The sequence below is a fragment of the Marinovum sp. J2-8 genome, from assembly GCF_055808435.1.
Map to the genome: position 1 here is coordinate 864,861 of NZ_JBVVRZ010000001.1, position 19,121 is coordinate 883,981.

The 19,121-nt window shown below is 59.0% G+C and carries 22 protein-coding genes, 1 tRNA gene and 1 pseudogene; 10 read left to right on the forward strand and 14 right to left on the reverse strand.

Annotation, left to right across the window (positions count from 1 at the left end; genetic code table 11):
- Positions 1-228 precede the first annotated feature (228 nt).
- The 12 genes from AC0L4F_RS04350 to rpmH all read right to left on the reverse strand — a co-directional run bounded on the left by AC0L4F_RS04350 (position 229) and on the right by rpmH (position 9,765).
- Positions 229-483 carry a SixA phosphatase family protein gene (locus tag AC0L4F_RS04350; RefSeq protein ID WP_348524059.1) on the reverse strand — a complete coding sequence of 85 codons (255 nt, stop codon included), beginning with the start codon at positions 481-483 and terminating at the stop codon, positions 229-231.
- Positions 480-1,085 carry a ferredoxin gene (locus AC0L4F_RS04355; RefSeq protein ID WP_244686340.1) on the reverse strand — a complete coding sequence of 202 codons (606 nt, stop codon included), beginning with the start codon at positions 1,083-1,085 and terminating at the stop codon, positions 480-482. The genes AC0L4F_RS04350 and AC0L4F_RS04355 overlap by 4 nt, the downstream gene beginning before the upstream one ends.
- A 32-nt stretch (positions 1,086-1,117) precedes the next feature.
- Positions 1,118-1,912, reverse strand: a complete 795-nt coding sequence (locus AC0L4F_RS04360) for a sterol desaturase family protein (protein ID WP_244686342.1) — start codon at positions 1,910-1,912, stop codon at positions 1,118-1,120.
- Between the two features lie 36 nt (positions 1,913-1,948).
- The gene (gene argB / locus AC0L4F_RS04365; RefSeq protein ID WP_244685736.1) at positions 1,949-2,821 is read right to left on the reverse strand and encodes an acetylglutamate kinase; all 873 of its coding nucleotides are present in this window, start codon (positions 2,819-2,821) and stop codon (positions 1,949-1,951) included.
- 226 nt (positions 2,822-3,047) lie between these two features.
- The gene (yihA, locus tag AC0L4F_RS04370) at positions 3,048-3,698 is read right to left on the reverse strand and encodes a ribosome biogenesis GTP-binding protein YihA/YsxC (protein WP_244685738.1); all 651 of its coding nucleotides are present in this window, start codon (positions 3,696-3,698) and stop codon (positions 3,048-3,050) included.
- Positions 3,698-4,441 (reverse strand): MOSC domain-containing protein, encoded by a 744-nt coding sequence (locus AC0L4F_RS04375; protein ID WP_244685740.1) that lies wholly within the window; start codon positions 4,439-4,441, stop codon positions 3,698-3,700. The genes yihA and AC0L4F_RS04375 overlap by 1 nt, the downstream gene beginning before the upstream one ends.
- Positions 4,438-6,285 carry a membrane protein insertase YidC gene (gene yidC / locus AC0L4F_RS04380; protein ID WP_244685742.1) on the reverse strand — a complete coding sequence of 616 codons (1,848 nt, stop codon included), beginning with the start codon at positions 6,283-6,285 and terminating at the stop codon, positions 4,438-4,440. The genes AC0L4F_RS04375 and yidC overlap by 4 nt, the downstream gene beginning before the upstream one ends.
- A 96-nt stretch (positions 6,286-6,381) precedes the next feature.
- On the reverse strand, positions 6,382-7,947 hold the full coding sequence (locus AC0L4F_RS04385; protein ID WP_244685744.1) for a putative bifunctional diguanylate cyclase/phosphodiesterase: 1,566 nt from the start codon (positions 7,945-7,947) through the stop codon (positions 6,382-6,384).
- A gap of 64 nt (positions 7,948-8,011) precedes the next feature.
- Positions 8,012-8,899 carry a tRNA 2-thiocytidine(32) synthetase TtcA gene (gene ttcA, locus AC0L4F_RS04390; protein ID WP_244685746.1) on the reverse strand — a complete coding sequence of 296 codons (888 nt, stop codon included), beginning with the start codon at positions 8,897-8,899 and terminating at the stop codon, positions 8,012-8,014.
- A gap of 76 nt (positions 8,900-8,975) precedes the next feature.
- Entirely contained in the window at positions 8,976-9,197 is a 222-nt protein-coding gene (yidD, locus tag AC0L4F_RS04395) for a membrane protein insertion efficiency factor YidD (RefSeq protein ID WP_244685748.1), read from the reverse strand.
- Positions 9,194-9,610, reverse strand: a complete 417-nt coding sequence (rnpA, locus tag AC0L4F_RS04400; RefSeq protein ID WP_244686344.1) for a ribonuclease P protein component — start codon at positions 9,608-9,610, stop codon at positions 9,194-9,196. The genes yidD and rnpA overlap by 4 nt, the downstream gene beginning before the upstream one ends.
- 20 nt (positions 9,611-9,630) lie before the next feature.
- The gene (gene rpmH / locus AC0L4F_RS04405) at positions 9,631-9,765 is read right to left on the reverse strand and encodes a 50S ribosomal protein L34 (protein ID WP_244685751.1); all 135 of its coding nucleotides are present in this window, start codon (positions 9,763-9,765) and stop codon (positions 9,631-9,633) included.
- A 320-nt stretch (positions 9,766-10,085) separates the two neighbouring features.
- Here rpmH and AC0L4F_RS04410 point away from each other — a divergent pair, with 320 nt between their 5' ends.
- From AC0L4F_RS04410 to AC0L4F_RS04425, 4 genes and pseudogenes are all read left to right on the forward strand, one after another.
- On the forward strand, positions 10,086-10,826 hold the full coding sequence (locus AC0L4F_RS04410; RefSeq protein ID WP_244685753.1) for a TVP38/TMEM64 family protein: 741 nt from the start codon (positions 10,086-10,088) through the stop codon (positions 10,824-10,826).
- Positions 10,827-10,829: 3 nt separating this feature from the next.
- A pseudogene (locus AC0L4F_RS04415) lies at positions 10,830-12,247 on the forward strand (dihydrolipoyl dehydrogenase family protein).
- A gap of 28 nt (positions 12,248-12,275) precedes the next feature.
- Positions 12,276-13,655: a sensor histidine kinase gene (locus AC0L4F_RS04420; protein WP_244685755.1), complete on the forward strand. Its 1,380-nt coding sequence runs from the start codon at positions 12,276-12,278 to the stop codon at positions 13,653-13,655.
- Between the two features lie 168 nt (positions 13,656-13,823).
- Positions 13,824-13,900, forward strand: a tRNA-Arg gene (locus AC0L4F_RS04425).
- A 33-nt stretch (positions 13,901-13,933) separates the two neighbouring features.
- On the opposite strand, the gene AC0L4F_RS04430 is transcribed toward AC0L4F_RS04425, so the two are convergent.
- Positions 13,934-14,455, reverse strand: a complete 522-nt coding sequence (locus AC0L4F_RS04430) for a tyrosine-type recombinase/integrase (RefSeq protein WP_244685757.1) — start codon at positions 14,453-14,455, stop codon at positions 13,934-13,936.
- A 201-nt stretch (positions 14,456-14,656) separates the two neighbouring features.
- On the opposite strand from AC0L4F_RS04430, the gene AC0L4F_RS04435 reads away from it, so the two are divergent.
- The 6 genes from AC0L4F_RS04435 to AC0L4F_RS04460 all read left to right on the forward strand — a co-directional run bounded on the left by AC0L4F_RS04435 (position 14,657) and on the right by AC0L4F_RS04460 (position 16,771).
- Positions 14,657-14,869, forward strand: a complete 213-nt coding sequence (locus AC0L4F_RS04435) for a hypothetical protein (RefSeq protein ID WP_244685759.1) — start codon at positions 14,657-14,659, stop codon at positions 14,867-14,869.
- Positions 14,870-14,880: 11 nt separating this feature from the next.
- Positions 14,881-15,084, forward strand: coding sequence for a hypothetical protein (locus AC0L4F_RS04440; RefSeq protein ID WP_244685761.1), 204 nt, complete (start codon positions 14,881-14,883; stop codon positions 15,082-15,084).
- A 318-nt stretch (positions 15,085-15,402) separates the two neighbouring features.
- Entirely contained in the window at positions 15,403-15,624 is a 222-nt protein-coding gene (locus tag AC0L4F_RS04445) for a hypothetical protein (RefSeq protein WP_244685763.1), read from the forward strand.
- 53 nt (positions 15,625-15,677) lie between these two features.
- A complete protein-coding gene (locus AC0L4F_RS04450; RefSeq protein ID WP_244685765.1) occupies positions 15,678-15,833 on the forward strand; it encodes a hypothetical protein in 156 nt (51 codons plus the stop codon).
- A gap of 309 nt (positions 15,834-16,142) precedes the next feature.
- Positions 16,143-16,532, forward strand: coding sequence for a hypothetical protein (locus tag AC0L4F_RS04455; RefSeq protein WP_244685767.1), 390 nt, complete (start codon positions 16,143-16,145; stop codon positions 16,530-16,532).
- Positions 16,529-16,771, forward strand: coding sequence for a hypothetical protein (locus tag AC0L4F_RS04460; protein WP_244685769.1), 243 nt, complete (start codon positions 16,529-16,531; stop codon positions 16,769-16,771). Before AC0L4F_RS04455 ends, AC0L4F_RS04460 begins: the two co-directional genes overlap by 4 nt.
- Positions 16,772-17,095: 324 nt before the next feature.
- On the opposite strand, the gene AC0L4F_RS04465 is transcribed toward AC0L4F_RS04460, so the two are convergent.
- Positions 17,096-19,117, reverse strand: a complete 2,022-nt coding sequence (locus AC0L4F_RS04465) for a hypothetical protein (protein WP_244685772.1) — start codon at positions 19,115-19,117, stop codon at positions 17,096-17,098.
- Positions 19,118-19,121: the final 4 nt, after the last annotated feature.

Sequence of the window (19,121 nt, forward strand, 5' to 3'; positions counted from 1 at the left end):
AGCTCCCTTGGGATCACGAAATCAATATGGGCGGCGGTGGTGAATTCCACCTCCGCCCATTTTTCTTGTGGGAACTCCGCCACCAGGGTGGCACAGGTCGGAAAATCCGTGAATTCGGGTGCGTCGGGCGGGTGACCAGAATGCGATCGGCAAACACACCAATTCCCGGATTATGGCCAATCATCAGTACAGATTGCCCGGTAGTCTGGCGCAATTCCATCAGCATCGTCATGGGGTCGGCGTGGTATAGCCGGGGGTAAATCGGACCGGGCAATCCAACGCCAGCCCGGCCATGGTGGCCCGGGTGCGGACAGAATCGGACGAGAGGGCCGTATCCGGCAGATAGGATTTCTGGCGCAGCCAATCGCCAAGCGCCCTGGCAGATTTGTCGCCGCGCGCATTCAGGGGTCGCGCATGATCGTCCATCGCCGGAATGTCCCAGCTGGATTTGGCATGGCGCATCAGGATCAATCGCAGGGTCATTTTGGATGAAAGCTCCGCATGTGAAAGGCGGATTGCGGCTCCGCCCGGTTATAGGCCTCAGACACCGGGCAGGCACGCCGTACGGCGCAGCCGCGTGTCATACAGGACTGTCCCGCAACGGTGTCGAGATAGGATTTACAGCGCGGCACGTCGTATTGGCTGGCCTCGTTCAGCGCGGCGACCGGACAGGCGGTCAAACAGGGCTTTTCCACGCAGGTATCACAGGGGCAGGGGGGTGTTTTGGGCAGGACCAGATGGGTGTTCAGTGCCAGCGCACCGCGAAACGAGACCATCAATCCCGCCCGGTCATGTACCAAAATCCCGGTTGGTGAATTCCAGACCCGGCCTGTGGCCTTGGCCCAGGCGATAAAGGGGGCATAGGGCGGCCCATCCGACGGAAACAAGGCCCTTGCGCCCAACTCCGCAGCCCATGCACCCAGCACCCTTTTGGACCATCTGTCGAGCGGATCTGGCGCGTCGTCCTGCATTTCCAGACTGGCCGAAAAGACCGGCCAGAACGCCGGTTCGGCGGGGCCAATCATCAACAAAGTTTGGCACCCCTCTGGCGCGCTACCGCCGGGAGTGGGGTGAAACCCACCCATGATGCGCAGATGCCGGGCCTCTGCCGCGGCGGCTAGCGTTTCATAAAGGGCAACCAAAGGCTCCACCCCAGTTTGGTTGGGCGTGCGTCCTGCCATTCCAGGCCGATGGTCATGGTATCATGCCCGGCCTCGGGTTGCGCGCGATAGGTGCGAAACAGATGATCCCAGATCGACAGGGCAAAGCCGTAATTGCTGTCATGTTCATGCCGATGGATCGAGTGGTGGACGCGGTGCATGTCTGGCGTGACCAAGACCCGGCGCAACACCGCATCCAACGACAGCGGCAAGCGAATGTTGGCATGATTGAACATTGCCGTGCCGTTCAACAGGATCTCGAACACAATTACGGCAATGGCCGAAGGCCCCAACAAGTAGACCAAACCGATCTTCAACCCCATGGAAAGCGCGATTTCCACCGGGTGAAATCGGATCGCGGTGGTAACGTCGAGGTCAGTGTCAGCATGGTGCACACGATGCAGACGCCACAGCACCGGCACCTTGTGCGTGATCAGATGTTGCAGCCAAATGGCGAAATCCAGCGCCAGAATGGCCAGCAGAAATTCAATCCAGATCGGCCAGCCCAGCCTGTTGAACAGTCCCCATTCCTGGGCCGTGGCGTCCACTGCGGCCCCCACCGCCAACAGTGGCAAACCAATTGCCATCGCCCGCAGCAAAACGCTGTTGGCCAATGTCATGCCCCAATTGGTCAGCCAGCGCCGGGCACGCGGATTTCGTCGTGCGCGGCGCGGGGCCAGAACCTCCAGCGCGGCAAAGAGCAGAAAGAGCCCGGCAAAGATGCCGAGCCGCAGGGTCGTCTCATGTTCCATAGCGGTCGACATACCCGATACGCCACGGGCGGCAAATCACGTCTTGGGCACTTCGCGGATCAGCGAGCCGGCACCATGTTCGGTAAACAATTCCAGCAAACAGGCATTGGGGGCACGTCCGTCCAGAATCACCACCGCGCGCACGCCGCGATCAATGGCGTCCAGCGCTGTTTCGGTCTTTGGAATCATGCCGCCGGCAATGACCCCATCCTGGGTCATCTGACGGATCTGGGCGGCGGTCAGTTCGGTCACAACCTCGCCCGCGTCATTTTTGACACCGGCCACGTCAGTGAGCAGCAACAGGCGATCCGCCTTGAGCGCGCCGGCAATTGCACCGGCGGCGGTGTCGCCGTTGATATTGAATGTCTCGCCCGCGCGGCCGGTGCCGAGCGGCGCAATCACCGGAATGGTGTTTGAGCGGAACATGTCATGCAGGACAGCGGTGTTCATTTGAACCGGCGTGCCCACGAAACCGAGATCTGGATTGGTCTGTTCGCAGACAATCAAATTGGCGTCTTTGCCCGAAAGGCCCACTGCCTTGCCGCCCTGGGAATTGATTGCCTGGACCAGACGTTTGTTGACCAGACCGGACAGCACCATTTCGACCACGTCCACAGTGGCCTTGTCGGTGACGCGTTTGCCGTTCACGAAACTGGATTCGATGCCCAGTTTGTCCAGCATCGCGTTGATCATCGGCCCGCCGCCATGCACCACCACCGGGTTGACCCCGACCTGCTGCATCAGGACGACGTCGCGGGCGAATTCCTCCATCGCTTCGTCGCTGCCCATGGCGTGACCGCCCAGCTTGATGACAACAATCGCATCAGAGTAGCGCTGCATATAGGGCAGGGCCTGGCTCAACGTGCGGGCGGTGGCGATCCAATCGCGGTTCATGTCCTGTTTTTTCATCCTTCGTCCCTTATGGAGCGCTGTTATCCCAAGCTGCGGGCATTGGTGCAAGGGGATTGGTTTGCCCAACAGTGGTGATTGTGCGTCTTACCCGCCGCGCGCGGATCGACGGCGGACAATTTGGGGGCTGTCACCCGCGACAGGCAGCACAGATGCCGGATTTGGAAGAAGGGGGGCCAGCCCCCCTGACCCCCCGGGATATTTTAGGTCAGATGAAGGCGGGCGTTCAGATCAGACCCGCAATCACCGATCGCAGGGTTTCGATGCCGTCCCCCTTTTCCGATGAGGTCACGATGATTTCGGGAAAGGCGGCGGGATGGTTGGCCAGTTTGCTTCGCACCTGATCCAGCACTTTGTCGCGTTCTGCGGCTTTGACCTTGTCGGTTTTGGTCAGCACGGCCTGGAAGGTGACGGCGCTTTTGTCGAGCAGGGTCAGGATTTCTTCGTCCACCTTTTTGATGCCGTGGCGGGCATCAATCAGCACGAAGGCGCGGCGCAGGGATTGGCGACCGGAGAGATATTGTTTCAACAAGCGTTGCCATTTTTCCACCACCGGCAGCGGCGCATTGGCATAGCCATAGCCGGGCAGGTCGACGAGATAGTGGCTGTCGCCAAGCGTGAAAAAGTTGATTTCCTGGGTGCGCCCCGGCGTGTTTGATGCGCGTGCCAGCCCCTTGCGGCCGGTCAAGGCGTTGATCAACGAAGACTTTCCGACGTTGGAACGCCCGGCAAAACAGATCTCGATCAGGTCATCGGGCGGCAGGCCGGACATGGCGACCACGCCTTTGACAAAGTCTTTTTCGCTGGCGAACAATTTGCGCCCGGTTTCGCGGGCGTAATCGTCTGGTTCGGCGACAATGGGAAAGGGCAGTTTCATCAAGCGAGTCCGATCTTGTCATTCAAGGCAATGTCACCGCTGTGCACCACCTCTGCCAGTACGCTGAAATCCCGGTGACCCCAGGTGTCCAGCGTGGCCAGCATGTCTATGTCACGTGCGCCGGTGTCGGGATTGGCATGGGTGGCCAGACATCGGGTTGTACGTTCGCGCGGGATCACGACGGCGGTGCCAATGCGCACCTCGCGGTCAATCCAGTCAAATTCCTGCCATTCCGCCAAGCCGTCAAACCATAGGTTGCCGCGCCACCGATGGATCGACAGATCGCGGCCGACACGATCACAGACCGCCCGGTGCGACGCCATGTTGCATAACGACACCGAGGGATAGTCGCTGTCGGTCATACCGCGTGAGTGTGCCTGCACGACACGTGCAGAGGCGGCGCGCCCCTCTGGGATCAAAGGTTTGGACCAGGCAATCAGTTCCGCACCTTCGCTATCTGGTGAAAATGCCAGTTGGCCTAGGTCAGGGTGGCGCAGCGTGACTTTTCTTTGGGTTTCGTCAAGTTCCGCGGTGATTGCCTGAAGTCCCGGCGCCTTGGCCCCACGCGAAAAGTTGCGGCAGGCGGCCCATTGCGTTCCATCTGCGTCGCTGGCGTCATGCGCTACGGCCCAGACCCGGTCCCAAGGCATGGTTTGCCCTGCCGTCAAAGTGACTTGAGCCACGGCCTCTCGGCCATGGCTCTTGATCGGGTGACGCAGGATCTGTGTCACATATCCTGTCATTTTCCGGTTTTTTCCTCGGCTTTTTTGCCAGACTTGGAGCGCCGGAACGTGCTTTTGATATTTTCAAACAAGTCCGGTTTGTAGCCGTGGCTGCGCATGATCAAATATTGCTGGCTGAAGGTGATGGTGTTGTTGGCAATCCAATACACCACAAGACCCGATGCAAAGCTGCCCAACATGAACATGAACACCCATGGCATCCAGGCAAAGATCATCTGTTGCGTCGGATCGGTGGGGGCCGGGTTCAGCTTTTGTTGCAGCCACATGGAAATCCCAAGCAGCAGCGGCAGAATGCCGATAAAGACCAGGGCAAGGATGGATCCGGGTTCCGGATTGCCCCAAGGCAGGAGGCCCCAAAGGTTGTAGAGCGACGATGGGTCGGGGGCGGACAGATCCTTGATCCAGCCGATGAATGGCGCGTGGCGCAATTCCAGCGTGACGAAAATCACCTTGTAGAGCGAAAAGAAGATCGGGATCTGCAACAGGATCGGCAGACAGCCGGCGGCCGGATTGACCTTTTCCTTCTTGTAGAGCGCCATGGTTTCTTGCTGAAGCTTCTGGCGATCGTCGCCTGCGCGTTCCTTGATCTTCTGCATTTCCGGCTGAAGTTCGCGCATCTTGGCCATCGACGCATAGGATTTATATGCGAGCGGGAACAACAGCGCCTTGATCAGGAAGGTCAGGCCAATAATCGCCCAGCCCATGTTGCCAATCACACCGTTCAGCCAATGCAGGACGGCAAAGATCGGTTTGGTCAGGAAGAAGAACCAGCCCCAGTCAATCGAATCGATAAAGCCTTGGACGCCATCGGCCTGATATTCGCGGATGGTTTCCCATTCCTTGGCACCGGCGAAAAGCTGGGTCGTGGCCGAAATTTCGGCCCCGGATGCGAGGGTCTGGGTCGGCAGCACAGTTTCGGTTTGATAGATGTCGCGGCGTGCGTCGTATTTTGCGGCCGCTTTGAATGCGCTGCCCGGCGCGGGGGCCAGCGTGGTCATCCAATAGTGGTCGGCAAAGCCGATCCAGCCATTTTCGCTGACCTGCATGACTTCGGCCTGGGCGCCCTCGGACGGCAGCACGTCAAAATCGGTCATGTCGTCATAGCTGATTTCGCTAAGTTCGCCATCGGCCATGCCCACAACCCCTTCGTGCAACACGAAGAAGTTTTTCAGATCCGCAGGCTCGCCATGACGCGCGAGGATACCATAAGGCGCCATCGAGACCGTGCCGGAGCCGGAATTTGCCACCTTCTGGGTGATGGTGAACATATAATCCTGATCCACAGCGATTTCGCGCGTGAACATGAGACCCTTGCCGTTGTCCCATGTCAGGGTCACGGGCGTGTCTTCGCTCAGGGTTCTGCCGGTATCAACCTGCCATTCCGTGTTCGGGCCGGGCACGTCGCCGCTGTTCAGGCCCTGACCGGGGGCCCAGCCATACAGCGCATAATAGGCACCGGGTTGCCCCACGGGTTTGAGCAGGCTGACGATGGGTGCACCTTCGTCCAGCGTTTCGCGGTAATCCTTGAGCGCCAGCGTGTCGATACGTCCGCCGAGGGCCGAAATGCTGCCTGACAGGCGCGCGGTTTCGATCATGATGCGCGGTGCATCTGTCGCCGTATCCGCGGTGGTGTCTTCGGTCACCGGGGTTGTGCCTGGGGCTGCGCTCGGGGTTTCTGCCACGCCGTCAACAGATGGGGCGCCTGCGCCGCCATCGATCTCGGTTTGGACCGTTGCCGGTTCCGTCACCTCGGCTTCGGGTGGAGGAAACAACACGAACCAGATCAGGATCACGATAAAGCTGAGCCCGGTTGCGAGAATGAGATTCTTGTTCTGATCGTCCATGAGGGACCGCCACCTGTCCTTTGTGTATCAGGCCGGGTTCAACAGTTGCGGGGGGCAAAGGTCAAGGGCAGAGTGTCGTTTTCACACGGAATGCGACTATTCGTGGCGACGCTGGGCCTTGTCCGGCACCGGAGAGATCCGCGGTGGGCGGGCAATTCGGCTGTTGTGATCAGCAATCCAGTCGCGCAATTTTTCGACCGGCATTGGCATGGCAATGCCGTAGCCCTGCACATGACGGCAGCCCAATTGCGACAAAAGCGCGTTTTCGCCTACGGTTTCGACCCCTTCGGCCAGGGTATCGAGGCCCAGTTTGTCCGCCATGGTCAGGATGGTCGTGATCATGCGTTGCTGATCCGGGTCGGAGTTGCATTTGACGACAAATGAACGATCTATTTTCAACCGATCAATGGCGAATCGGCGCAACGAGGTGATCGAGGCATGGCCGGTGCCAAAGTCATCGAGATCAATATCACAGCCCAAAGCCGCCAGATCGGCGATGTTACGGGTAATGATGTCGTCCGGCGCGCCCGCCACCACATGTTCCAGGATTTCCACGCAGAGGCGTTCCGGCCCGAGGTCAAAACGATCCAGCTCCCACCGTATCCGTTCCACCAGCCGGGGATTGCGCAGTTCATCTTCGGTGAAATTGACACCAACGCTTGGGATCACGATGCCGTCTCTATCCAGATCTCTGAGCATTGTCAGCGCGTTGTACAACATGACCTCGCCCAGCCGTTCCAACAACCCGGCACTGTCCAGGGTCGGCAGGAAATCCGCAGGCGGAATCAAGCCCCGGACCGGGTGCAGCCACCGCGCCAGCGCCTCGACCCCGGTGATTTTGCCGGTTTCCGTAGAAATCTGCGGTTGGAACCAGGCGTGAATCTGGCCGTCATCCAGGGCTTTGGCTGCTTCATCAATCAAAGCGACGCGCTGATTGCGGTTGCGTTGAAGATCGGGGGAAAAGGCGCGGATTGCGCCCGGTCCATGGCGGCGGGCCTCATCCAGGGCGGCGGCGGTCGCGCCAATCAACTCCTCCGATCCACCAGTGGGCGCGCGGGCGGCAAGACAGAACCCGATGCAAGCAGAGGCATAAACAGGGGCGTTGTCGATTCGGATCGGGTCTTCAAACTCGGCCTGCAAACGTGCGGCCATCTGCACCGTGGTTTCCAGATCAATGCGCCGCACCGGTGCCAGCAACACGCCAATCCGCCAGTCGCCAAGGCGGACAAAGTTGTCCGGGCCACGCATCGACGTGCGAAGCCGGTTGGCCAATGTATCCATCACCCGATCACAGGCCGCACCGCCGAATCGTTCAACCAGATCCGCGGAATCGTCCACTTCTATCATGAAGAATGCTGTGGTGCGCCCAGAGGCCTTGCAGTCCGCGAGCACAGCGTTTGCGCGCGCTTCAAAACCTTCTTTCAGCTCCAACCCGGTAATTTCATCGCGCATTGCCGGGGAAGGGCGTCCCGCGCCGGACACGAGAATCAGCAGCCAAACCAGCGGCACACCGATTGCCGTCACCGCCAGCACCAATTCGCCGCCAAGCCAGAACCCGCCAAGAGCCAAAACAGGAAATAATGCGGGAACAAAGGGACTTGCCGTAAGATCACGCAGGATCCGCCGCGGGGTACGAGACATGGACGATATGGATACCGGCATGAGAGTTTCCGTCTGAGAAAAAGGACCACAAACGCAACCTAGACGCTTGTAGATCACTCAGACGTTAACGCAGCTGCGGGACCTCATCAGTCTTTGTGTCGAATTGTTCGGATTTTCGCATCAAGCCGGCGAAATCAAACAAATTCGGATCCAGAAGATGCGAGGGCCGGGCATTCATCAATGCGCGGAACATCACCTGCCAGCGGCCGGGGCTGTTCTTTTCCCAGCCATCCAGAATCTGTTTGACCTGTTGGCGTTGCAACCCGTCCTGGCTGCCGCACAGATCGCAGGGAATGATCGGGTATGCCATCGCACGGGCAAATTTCTCACAATCGGCCTCGGCCACGAATGCCAGCGGACGATAGACAAAAAGATCGCCCTCTTCATTGACCAGTTTCGGCGGCATTGTCGCCAATCGGCCACCGTGAAACAGGTTCATGAAAAAGGTTTCAAGAATATCGTCGCGGTGATGGCCAAGCACAACCGCAGAGCAGCCTTCTTCGCGGGCAACGCGATAAAGGTTGCCGCGTCGCAAACGGGAACATAATGCGCAGAATGTCCGCCCCTGCGGCACCTTGTCGACGACAATCGAATAGGTATCCTGATACTCGATCCGATGCGGCACCGACATCTTCTGCAAGAATTCCGGCAGGACGGTGGCCGGGAACCCCGGTTGGCCCTGATCCAGATTGCAGGCCAGAATGTCGACCGGCAAGAGACCGCGCCACTGCAATTCATACAGAACCGCCAAGAGCGTATAGCTGTCTTTGCCACCGGACAGGCAAACCAGCCACTTGGGCCGTTTGCCATCTTTGTCACTGGGTTCGACCATGGCAAAATGTTCCACGGCCTCGCGCGTTTGGCGGACAATACGCTTGCGCAGCTTTTTGAACTCCGTTGTGGACGGAGCATTGGCAAACAGCGGGTGAATTTCGTCGGAATGGTCCAGCATGGGGCGGGTTTAGGCGGCTTCAGCTGGGCTGGCAAGCATAACAAGGGGCTCTGGCATTGCCGGGTCTCAATCGTGGTTAATCCGGGACATTGTCAATGCCGCCACGCCCCCAGGGGTGACAGCGCAGAATGCGCCGCAGCGCAAGCCAGCCTCCGCGCAATCCGCCGTGTTTTTCCAAGGCTTCCATCGCATAGGCCGAACAGGTGGGGTGATACCGGCAATTGTGCCCGACCCAGGGCGAAAACAGCAGGCGATAGAGCCGCACCGGAAGCGCCAGAACCCAGGCCAGCGGGCTCATTTGCCGCCATGCACCTTGCGCAGGGCATAGCGTAGATCGCTTTGCAGATCCTGGAAATCCCGGCTTCCGGTGGCACCGGCCTTGCCGATCAGGACATAATCCCAGCCCGGTTTGCCCAATTGCGGAAGCATCAGGCGCGCGATTTCGCGCAACCGGCGTTTGGCGCGGTTGCGGGCGACGGCATTGCCGACCTTCTTGGAACAGGTAAAGCCGACGCCGATCACAGGATCGTCGTCCCGGCGATCGCGGGCCTGAATCAGAAAGCCACCAGTGCCCTGACGCCGCGCGCGGGCCGCAGCCAGAAACTGCGCGCGTTTTGCCAGAACCCGCAGGTCCGCAGACGACAAAACCGCCGGATCAGGACAACCCGGCGTGGCATCGCTGCCAGTTTCGGGGGCCTCCGGCGGTGTCATCATGATAAAATCGTGAGAGCTTATGCGCTCAGCGACTTGCGGCCACGTGCGCGACGGGCATTAATGATCTTGCGACCGGCTTTGGTGGCCATACGCGAACGGAAACCGTGGCGCCGTTTGCGCACGAGGTTCGAGGGTTGGTAGGTGCGTTTCATCGCTCCGTCTCCGAATTCTGGGCCACATACGAATAGGCAGAGTGCATTTGCACGCGGAATCGCGCAGGCCGGTAATTTGAAGCCCGTACTATAGGGGGGCTTTGCACCCAAGTCAAACACTGTCAGCACCCATTTGCCCGAGACTGCAATATTTTTTGCCGTGGCATGGCGCGGAATGTTTCAGAATCGTCATATCCGGGCGGAAAACCAAGGTTTCCCATCACCAAGGATCAAGCGGGTGTGATCTTGCTGTTTCGACACTGGTGCAGAGCCCATGTTTTGGCCAGACACAAGAACATCAGCCCCCGGAAACAAAGAAAATGACAGATATGACCTCCTCGCATTCCTCGCCCAAGCCGGGCATGGCCCGACATTTGCCGCTCATCGCGATTCTTTTGGTGGCGGTCATCGGGTTTTTCACCCTGCGGGACTATCTGACGTTTGACACGCTGCGCGATAATCGCGAGCTGTTGTTGGGCTGGCGTGACAGTCACTTTGCCCTGGTCGCGCTGGCCTTTGTCGGCATCTATGTGGCGATCGTGGCGTTTTCCTTGCCCGGTGCGGCGGTGGCCTCTGTCACGGGCGGGTTCCTGTTCGGCCTGGCGGCGGGATCGGCGTTCAATGTGCTGGCAGCCACTATTGGCGCCACTTTGATCTTTCTCGCGGCGCGATGGGGGGTGGGCGCGTCTTTGACGGCAAAGCTTGAAACCTCCGAAGGAGCAGTGGCCCGGATCAAGGATGGCTTGCGCGACAATGAAATCAGCGTCCTGCTGTTGCTGCGTCTGGTGCCGGCGGTGCCGTTCTTTGTCGCCAATCTGGTGCCGGCGCTGGTTGGCGTGAAATTCCGCAACTTTGTCTGGACCACCGCCGTGGGCATCATTCCCGGCGCGATTGTCTTTACCTCGATCGGTGTGGGTCTGGGCGCGGTGTTCGATCGCGGCGAGAGCCCCGATCTCAGCCTGTTGTGGGAACCGCAAATTCTGGGGCCCTTGCTTGGCCTGTCTGTGCTGGCCGCCCTGCCCATTATCATCAAAGCCGTGCGCGGCAAGAAAGAGATCTGACCCATGCAAAAGATCAAAACAGATATTCTGGTCATTGGCGCGGGGTCCGGCGGGCTGTCGGTTGCGGCGGGTGCAGTTCAGATGGGGGCAGATGTCACCCTTCTGGAAGGCCACAAGATGGGCGGTGATTGCCTGAACTTCGGGTGCGTGCCGTCCAAGGCGCTTATTGCCAGCGGCAAGGCCGCCTATGGTCAGGCCCATGCCAGCCAATATGGCGTTGCCGATGCCGTGCCACAGGTCGACTACGCCGCGGCCAAGGATCATGTGGCCGATGTGATTGCCCAGATCGAGCCGGTCGATTCGCAAGACCGGTTCGAAGATCTGGGCGTGCGGGTGATCCGCGAGTTTGGCAAATTCATCTCCGCGACCGAGGTGCAGGCCGGCGATCATCTGATCACTGCGCGCCGGATCGTGATTGCCACCGGATCTTCGCCGTTGGTGCCGCCGATTCCGGGGTTGGACAAGGTGCCATATGAGACCAATGAAACCCTGTTCAATCTGCGGGAGCGGCCGGATCACCTTATGATCATTGGCGGCGGGCCGATTGGCATGGAGATGGCGCAGGCGCATCGCCGATTGGGCTGTGCCGTGACGGTGATCGAAGGCCAGAAGGCCCTGGGCAAGGATGACCCGGAAATGGCCGCCATTGTGCTGGACCAATTGCGTGCCGAGGGAATCGAGATCGCCGAAGACGCGCTTGCGGCCGAAATCCGTGGACAGGCCGGCGCGATCGAGGTCGAGACCAAGGATGGCCGCGTTTTCAAAGGCTCGCATCTGCTTGTGGCGGTCGGGCGCAAATCCAACACCGACAGCCTGGATCTGGACAAGGCCGGGATCGAAACCACCCGGACCGGGATCAAGGTCGACGCCAGCCTGAAAACCACAAACCCAAAGGTCTATGCCATTGGCGACGTGGCGGGGGGGCTGCAATTCACCCATGTCGCGGGCTATCACGCGGGGATCATCATCCGCTCGGCGCTGTTTGGCCTGCCGCCAAGACCAGCACCGCGCATATCCCCTGGGCAACCTATACCGCGCCGGAACTGGCGCAGGTCGGGTTGACAGAGGCACAGGCGCGCGAGGCGCATGGCGACACGCTGGAGGTGGTGCGGTTCCACTTTGAGCACAATGACCGGCTGATTGCGGAACGCAAAACTGCGGGCCTGATAAAGGTCATGGTGTTGAAGGGCCGTCCCGTTGGCGTGTCGATTGCCGGCCATCAGGCGGGAGAGCTGATCAATCTTTGGTCGCTGGTCATCGCAAACAAGCTGAAAATGAAACATGTTGCCGCGATGGTTTCGCCTTATCCCACCATTGGTGAAATCAACAAACGCGCAGCGGGGGCCTATTTCTCTCCCAGATTGTTTGATAACCCGATGGTCAAGCGCGTCGTCAGGTTTGTTCAGCGCTGGCTGCCCTGATCGGGGCATGTATCGGTAGGGGCCACATATGCTCAATTCGCTGTCGGGGCGTTTCCTGATCCTTACAACTGTCTTCGTCATGTTGGCGGAGGTGCTGGTTTTTGTTCCGTCGGTGGCGCGCTATCGCGAGGATTATTTGCTGGGCCATCTGGAAAGGGCCCAGATCGCATCCTTGTCGCTTTTGGCCAACGACGTGATTGATATGGACCTGGAAGAGGAATTGCTGCGCAATGCCGGGGTCTATAACGTCGTGCTGCGCCGCAACGAGGCGCGCCAGCTGATCCTGTCGTCCCCGATGCCGGGACCAATTGATGCAACCTTTGATCTGCGCGATGCTTCGGCGTTGACGCTGATTCTGGACGCACAGCGCCGACTGTTGGACCCAACACCACGGATCATTCGGGTGATCGGTAACCCGTTGCGGGATGCCGGGTTGCTGATTGAGGTGTCGATGGACACCGCGCCGCTGCGCATGGCGATGATCGACTATGGCCTGCGGATATTGTTCCTGTCGGCGGTGATCTCGATTGCGACGGCGTTTCTGTTGTTCCTGGCGGTGCGGGTGTTTCTGGTCAAACCGATCAAACGGGTTGTCGGCCAGATGGCGGCCTATGCCGCCGCGCCAGAGGATGGCCGCCGGATCATCCAGCCCTCTGCCGGGGTGCGCGAGTTGCGCGAAGCCGAGGAGGCGCTGAAATCGCTGGAAACCGAACTGACCCAGTCGCTGAAACAAAAGGAACGTTTGGCGCAATTGGGCGGGGCGGTGGCCCGTATCAGCCATGATTTGCGCAATATCCTGACCTCGGCGCAATTGTTCGCGGACCGGATTGAAATGTCCGAAGATCCGGGCGTCAAACGGCTGGCGCCGAAACTGGTGAAATCCATCACCCGCGCGGTGACGCTCTGCGAAAATACCCTGGCCTTTGGCCGCGCAGAGGAACCAACACCGGAGCTGTCACCAATCCCGCTGGCGGAATTGGTCAGCGACGTGGTGGAAAGCGAGCGTCTGGCCATTGGCGAATATGACCTCAGCTTTTCCGAAGACGTCCCCGCCACGCTGCAACTGCGGTCTGACAGTGAACAATTGTTCCGCGTGCTGTCCAATCTTGTGCGCAATGCACGCCAGGCGATCATGGCGACCGGCAAGGGCGGCGAAATCAACATCTGTGGCGAGGAATATGAAGACGTCTGGTTGATTCGGGTCACCGACACCGGCCCCGGCCTGCCACCCCGCGCCAAAGAGCATCTGTTCAAGGCGTTTCAGGGCGGTGTGCGCAAGGGTGGCAGCGGGCTGGGGTTGGCGATCGCCGCAGAGCTGATCCGCGGCCATGGCGGCACGATGGAGCTGAAACGCAGCGACGACACCGGTACGGTTTTTGAAATCTGCCTGCCGCGCAGCGATATCTAGACCTGCCGCAGCGATATCTAAACCGCCACGCAGCGCGTTCCGAAACGGCTGTGCAGCCATTCTGGAACCGCCGCGCGGCGCTATTTTGAACTGTCGCGCAAAGAATTGTAAAAACTGCCACTTTCGCTCTTGCAAAGGTTCCGAACCTGACTTAAACCCCGCCTCCACGGACCGATAGCTCAGCTGGATAGAGTACCTGACTACGAATCAGGGGGTCGGGGGTTCGAATCCTCCTCGGTCCGCCACCCTGCTCGTAACGAATTGATTTTGCAGGGTATTTATCCAGATTTTACACCTTGTCCGGAACTTTTTACAACGTTCTGTCTCTGTTCCGTTCCGGTCACCGCCCGGCGTCGGTCCATGCTTTCGGTGTAGTGCGAGATTTCCTTCAGCGTTGTGTGGCCGGTCCATGCGCCGATTTGCAGCGTGGTCGCGCCGGATTCGGCCAGTGACACCGCGCGGCTTTTTCTCAGCCCGTGCGCGGTTTTGGCGACTTTGGCGTCGATCGCGGCTTCGCGGATCATCGTGCCTAGGGCCTTGTCGGATCTGGTGACGCCACGGGCCGTCGCGAGGAGCGTCATTTGCTCTTGCTGCATTGCGGCCAGCGCGCGGTGCATCATGTCGCGGTCAGGTTCCATGCCTTTGGCATAGTCGGGCAGGGCGCAAGTCCATGGCACATAGGCCGCACCGCCGGTTTTGCCCTGGCGATAGGCCAGCACGCCATCCCTGCCGACCATGCCCGGCCCGATCAACACAGCATCGCTGATCCTGGCGCCGGTCCAGTGCAGGAGCAAAGGCATGGATATCATCCCCGGCTTAGTTGTGCTGATATCCTTGGGGGAGTTCGCCACCGGAAGCGGGCACCCCCGCCAGTCCAAATAAGGAGAGAAGGCATGGGTGACGCAATCTTGGCGCTATACATCATCATCGGTTTTGCCGTCGGGGCGTTGTGGCCCCTCTGGTTGCTGGTCTGGCTGGTGTCTTAAACAGGAGCGGATGCGATGCCATTTGATGAAACCCCCAAGCAACACGGCGAAAACGGGTGGCGCTGGTGGACACCGGGCGAACCTGAAAGCGGCCTGCAAGGTTTTTGCACCCGCGAGGACCGAGACGCCTTCTCGGCGGGCGGTGGCGGGCCATTCCGGCGCGTGGCAATTCCCGGTGGTCGCACGATCCGTCAAATGTCGCGCGACCGCGCGGCGCAGTCTGAATAAGGAGCAAGGGCATGGCAAACTATGGGCGCGGCTGGGATGATGGGTATGGCGGGCAATCCGCCGAGGCCATTGACGCACACCAAGAGCGGCAAGAAATCGAGGCGGGGCAGATACAAAATGCTGCGGCGAAGCGGCGGCGGGAAATCGCGGCCTGCAAATCAACCGCCTTTGATGCTGAAACGGAGTGCTGTCTGTCCTGCGGGCATCGGCACTAATCCAAGTAGGAGCAAGGTCTGTGCCGACACGGGGTCAAGTCAAGGTTTGGAAGCCGCGACGGACTGATGCTTGGCGAGTCTGTGACGATCTAACGGACGGCAAATGCACTTGCAGGCTTAACGGCACGGGACCGTGTTCGGCGTGGCTGATGCCTCTACGACATTGCTACGCGAACCGGATCGAGGATGTAGCAGAATATGAGCGCGATCGCATGAAGCGAGACGCGCGGGTATGAAAAAGGAGAGAAGGCATGGGGCTGATACTGCAAGGGGCGCTGAACGCGCCATATCCTGATGATACCACCTGAGGTGCAAAGCATGTCGGTACTCTGGACAAGTGAGGATATTCCTCGGCGCGTCACTGTGAAGGGGCGGTCTGCCATAGATCCCGAATGCATGGTGGTCGAAGTGGAGGGAAAGCGAACGCCTATCACCGGCGTCTGGATGTATCCAACAGGCTATCTTCACCCGCTCGGCTCAAACGTCTTCGCGGCAGACACGCCCGAGGCGGCGCGGCAGGTGCGTGATGGTTTCCAGTAATCTAAAAGGGGATCGGCCTCGGAAAGAACAGAGTCCAGTAAAGGAGCGACGGCATGGATGATGCGGAGATTGAGGCGTTTAACGCCATGAGTGACGGGGAGAAATGGCGGCACATCTTGGTCGAATACCTTGACCACCTACGCCCTGTCCCGGCCCATTTCGTTCGGTGGATTTTGGTTGCGACCGCCCCGGCCAAACCGTCCAACTGAGGAGCGCTTTTTTGTGGGCGGTGAGCGGAAATTTGGCCGCGCCGCAGTTCTTGGCAAACGCACTGCCCGGCAACACGCATGGAACGGCGCTGCGTCGCAAGGATAGAGGTGATCAAGGTCTTGAAGTAGGTTAGCAGCCGGTGGATACGGTACTTCGCGGCGCCGTCAACCGGTGTCCTCCTGAGTTGGAGTTCGCGTGCTCCGAAGGTTTTGTTAAATTCGAACGGCGCGACAGAGATTTCGTCCCCGCAGGATGCCCGGACAGTGGGTCGCGCATTTATTTAGGCGCAGTAGAAAGGAATTTCCTCAATGGCTCGATTTAAAGGTGTGGATGCTATCTCTCAACAAACCCATCGATCTTTTCGCTCTGTTTTGATGATATCTGGGGGGGTGCTGGCAATTCTGCTTGGCGGTTCTGACGTCTCGCAATTGGCTATTGGCGGTGTTGATATTGAAGTTTTAACATTTAAAATTGGAGTTCTCTTTGCGATTGTTGGCGCGTTTCTTAATCACATTATAAACTGGTCTACAGATTTTTTAGCATACTCCAAGTGGGAGCTCGGCTTCATGAGGGGAGAGCGGCATCTAACCTACGATCGTGTGGAGGATAGTTTGTTCTACCTTGATAAAATGGTCAAAGATCACAAGCGTGCTGAAGGCCAAAACTTCGAAGTCTTGATTCTATACAGGAGAACTTGAATGAGATCAGAGGCGTGATCGGCGAGCAAGAGGCTTTTCGCAAGCGGATACGGGTGTTGGGTTTCGTCGAAGTATATGTCTGGCACCTGTTCTTGCCTGTTTTAGTATCCGCGATGGCTTGCTACTTACTCTTTTTCTCAGCGCCTATAGAAAGCAGCGGCAACGACTGTATCAGCAGTTCCGTGCAGGTGTCCGATGGTGAGCAGGAGGCTGCGGGGATTTTACACCGCGCATTCTAACCCATTGATCTGTATAGACCTTAAAATTTACACTTTTTGACAATTTACCTAATGAAATCAATGCTTGTGGCCGTCCTCCTCGGTCCGCCACTCACCCAAGATTAGCCGCATGATGACCCCGATGTTGTCTGGCCTCTTGCGTGATCGGCGTTCAAACCTAATGTTTTGATTTCGCGTGAAATGCCCCCGGCAATTCACCCCGCTGTCGTTCCGGGCGCGGTGCAGGGCGCAGGCAACTCCGCTACCGTCGTGGGCCGGCATTCTGGCCTTGGCTGATGCCCGCGATTGCCAAAATCCCCAGCGGATCATCAAATGCACCAAGTCTCAGTCCCGGGTCTGAAACCGCGCCGCTTCTGCTTTTTGCAAAGAGGTTTCGGCAAGACGCAAAGGCACGTCAAATTCCAGGGCGCGAAAGGTGTCGAGGCTTCTTTGACAATAGGGCAATGCACGTTCCGCCAGCGCGGGATCCTTGGCAAGCAACGATTGTTCGATCAAAGCATCGCATAACGTGCCCTGAACAAACGGCACGATATGGTCGTCAGATAATGTGTGGGCCAGCGCCAGCGCGCGTTCGGCGTGGTCAATGGCCACGGTCAGGGCGGCACTGTCCGCTGATAAGCGATGCGCCAGAACAAGCGCGTAGGCCGCAGAGTTCAGCGCGCTGGCCTGTGCAGCGCTATCCTGTGCGGTGCCTGCTGCAATCTCGCGGTAAAGGTCAGCAGCGGCGCGCAAAACCGGGCTGTCGCCAAGGGTTTCGCCGAGGGTGAAGGTCGCGGCGGCTAGCGCCGACCGTGCATCAGCCTCCAGCGCGGGTCTGTTGTCCCATTGTGCGGGGTCGGCAACCGCGCCATTGGCCAGCACAAGCGCCATCGCGCTTTCGAAATGCGCGACCGCCGTGTTCAGAACATCGGCAGTTGGATCAAGCCGGTGAATATCCTGAAGGGCATAGCCCAGATTGAGCTGAACAAAGAATTGCCGCTCATCCGACAGGGCGCCGGGATCATTCAAGACCATCTGATAGGCCTGCGCCGCGGCTTTGTAGGTCGCGATGTCATTGGTCAAATACCCGGTGTCATGCAGCATTCTTGCCGCGTCGAATTGCGCGGTCAACGCGTCATCCGGCAGCTTTGCGATGGTGTAGAACGCGGCAGATTTTTGAAAATCCTGCGCCGCCAGATTCAATCCTGTGACGTCTTCGTGGTGGAGCGCAATTGTGTTGCGCATCACGGCGGCGTTGTAATGCAGATCGGCAAGATGGGCGGCGCTTGTGTCGTCCGGGGCCATGTCGCGGGCGCGCAGATAGTCGGCCAATGCGGCCTCGTAGTCGGCGATGTCATTGCTGCGCAGGGCAATTTCATGCCGCAGCCGACCGCGCTCCATCAGCGATTGCAGCGCATCGGACGCGCGCGCATGGGTGCCATAAATCGCTTCTGCGGCTGTGAACCGGTCCACCGCTTGATGCAGCACGGCAAGATCATCGGTCAGGAGGCCAACCTCGAACTGCGCCAGGCCGATATTGAACTGCGCCACCGCATCATCGGCAGAGCCGACAGTCACCGATTTCTGGAATTTATGATACCATTCCAGCGCGGTTTCATAGGCTTGTGGGTCGCTGCTATCCAGCCCCCGGCGATGGTGCAGCCGCGCGAGGCTGTTCTCGAACGACTGAATTTGGCTTTCCAAGGCCAGGTTGGACGATTGCGACCGCCAGGCTTGACCAAAGCTGACCACCTGCATCAGGTCGTTGGTGTTGAATTGGTCGGCGTTCTGAAACACCACATCCAGAAGCGCATCATAGGCGGTGGAAAACCGTACCGGATCGGTCTCGGGCGATATGGCGGTCAGCGCCTCGGAATAGTCGGCAAAGGCCAGCGCGGCGGCGTCGGAAATCCCCCGTGCGGCGCGGCGCATATGCAGATTGCCCCGGTTGGTCACGGTCAGGGCAAAGGACGAAAAATCGCTGTTTGCCTTGTGCATTTTTGCGGCAACCCCATAAAGGTCGATCGCCCGTTGTTCGTTTTTGTCGGTCTCTGTTGTTATCGCGAGATTGGCGGAAATCACCGCCTCAAGCCCGAGGATCTGGGCGAGATCTTCGAACCGTTGTGTGCCGCCGCTGGCCGTCAGCAGGGTCTTCAGCTTGTTCAGCACGGCGTCGGTCTCTGGCGTGTCCCGGCCAAAGGTGGTGATTGTCCGGTCGAAGTCCTTGATCAGCACCTCTAGCTCGCTGTCGGGGTCGACAAAGGATTTGGCGGCCTTCAATTGCGCTTCGGCCTCTTGAAAGTCGCTGACCGCTTTGGTTTCAACCGCGTGATAGAATATCAGCCCGGCAAGATCATGGCGGGTCATCCCG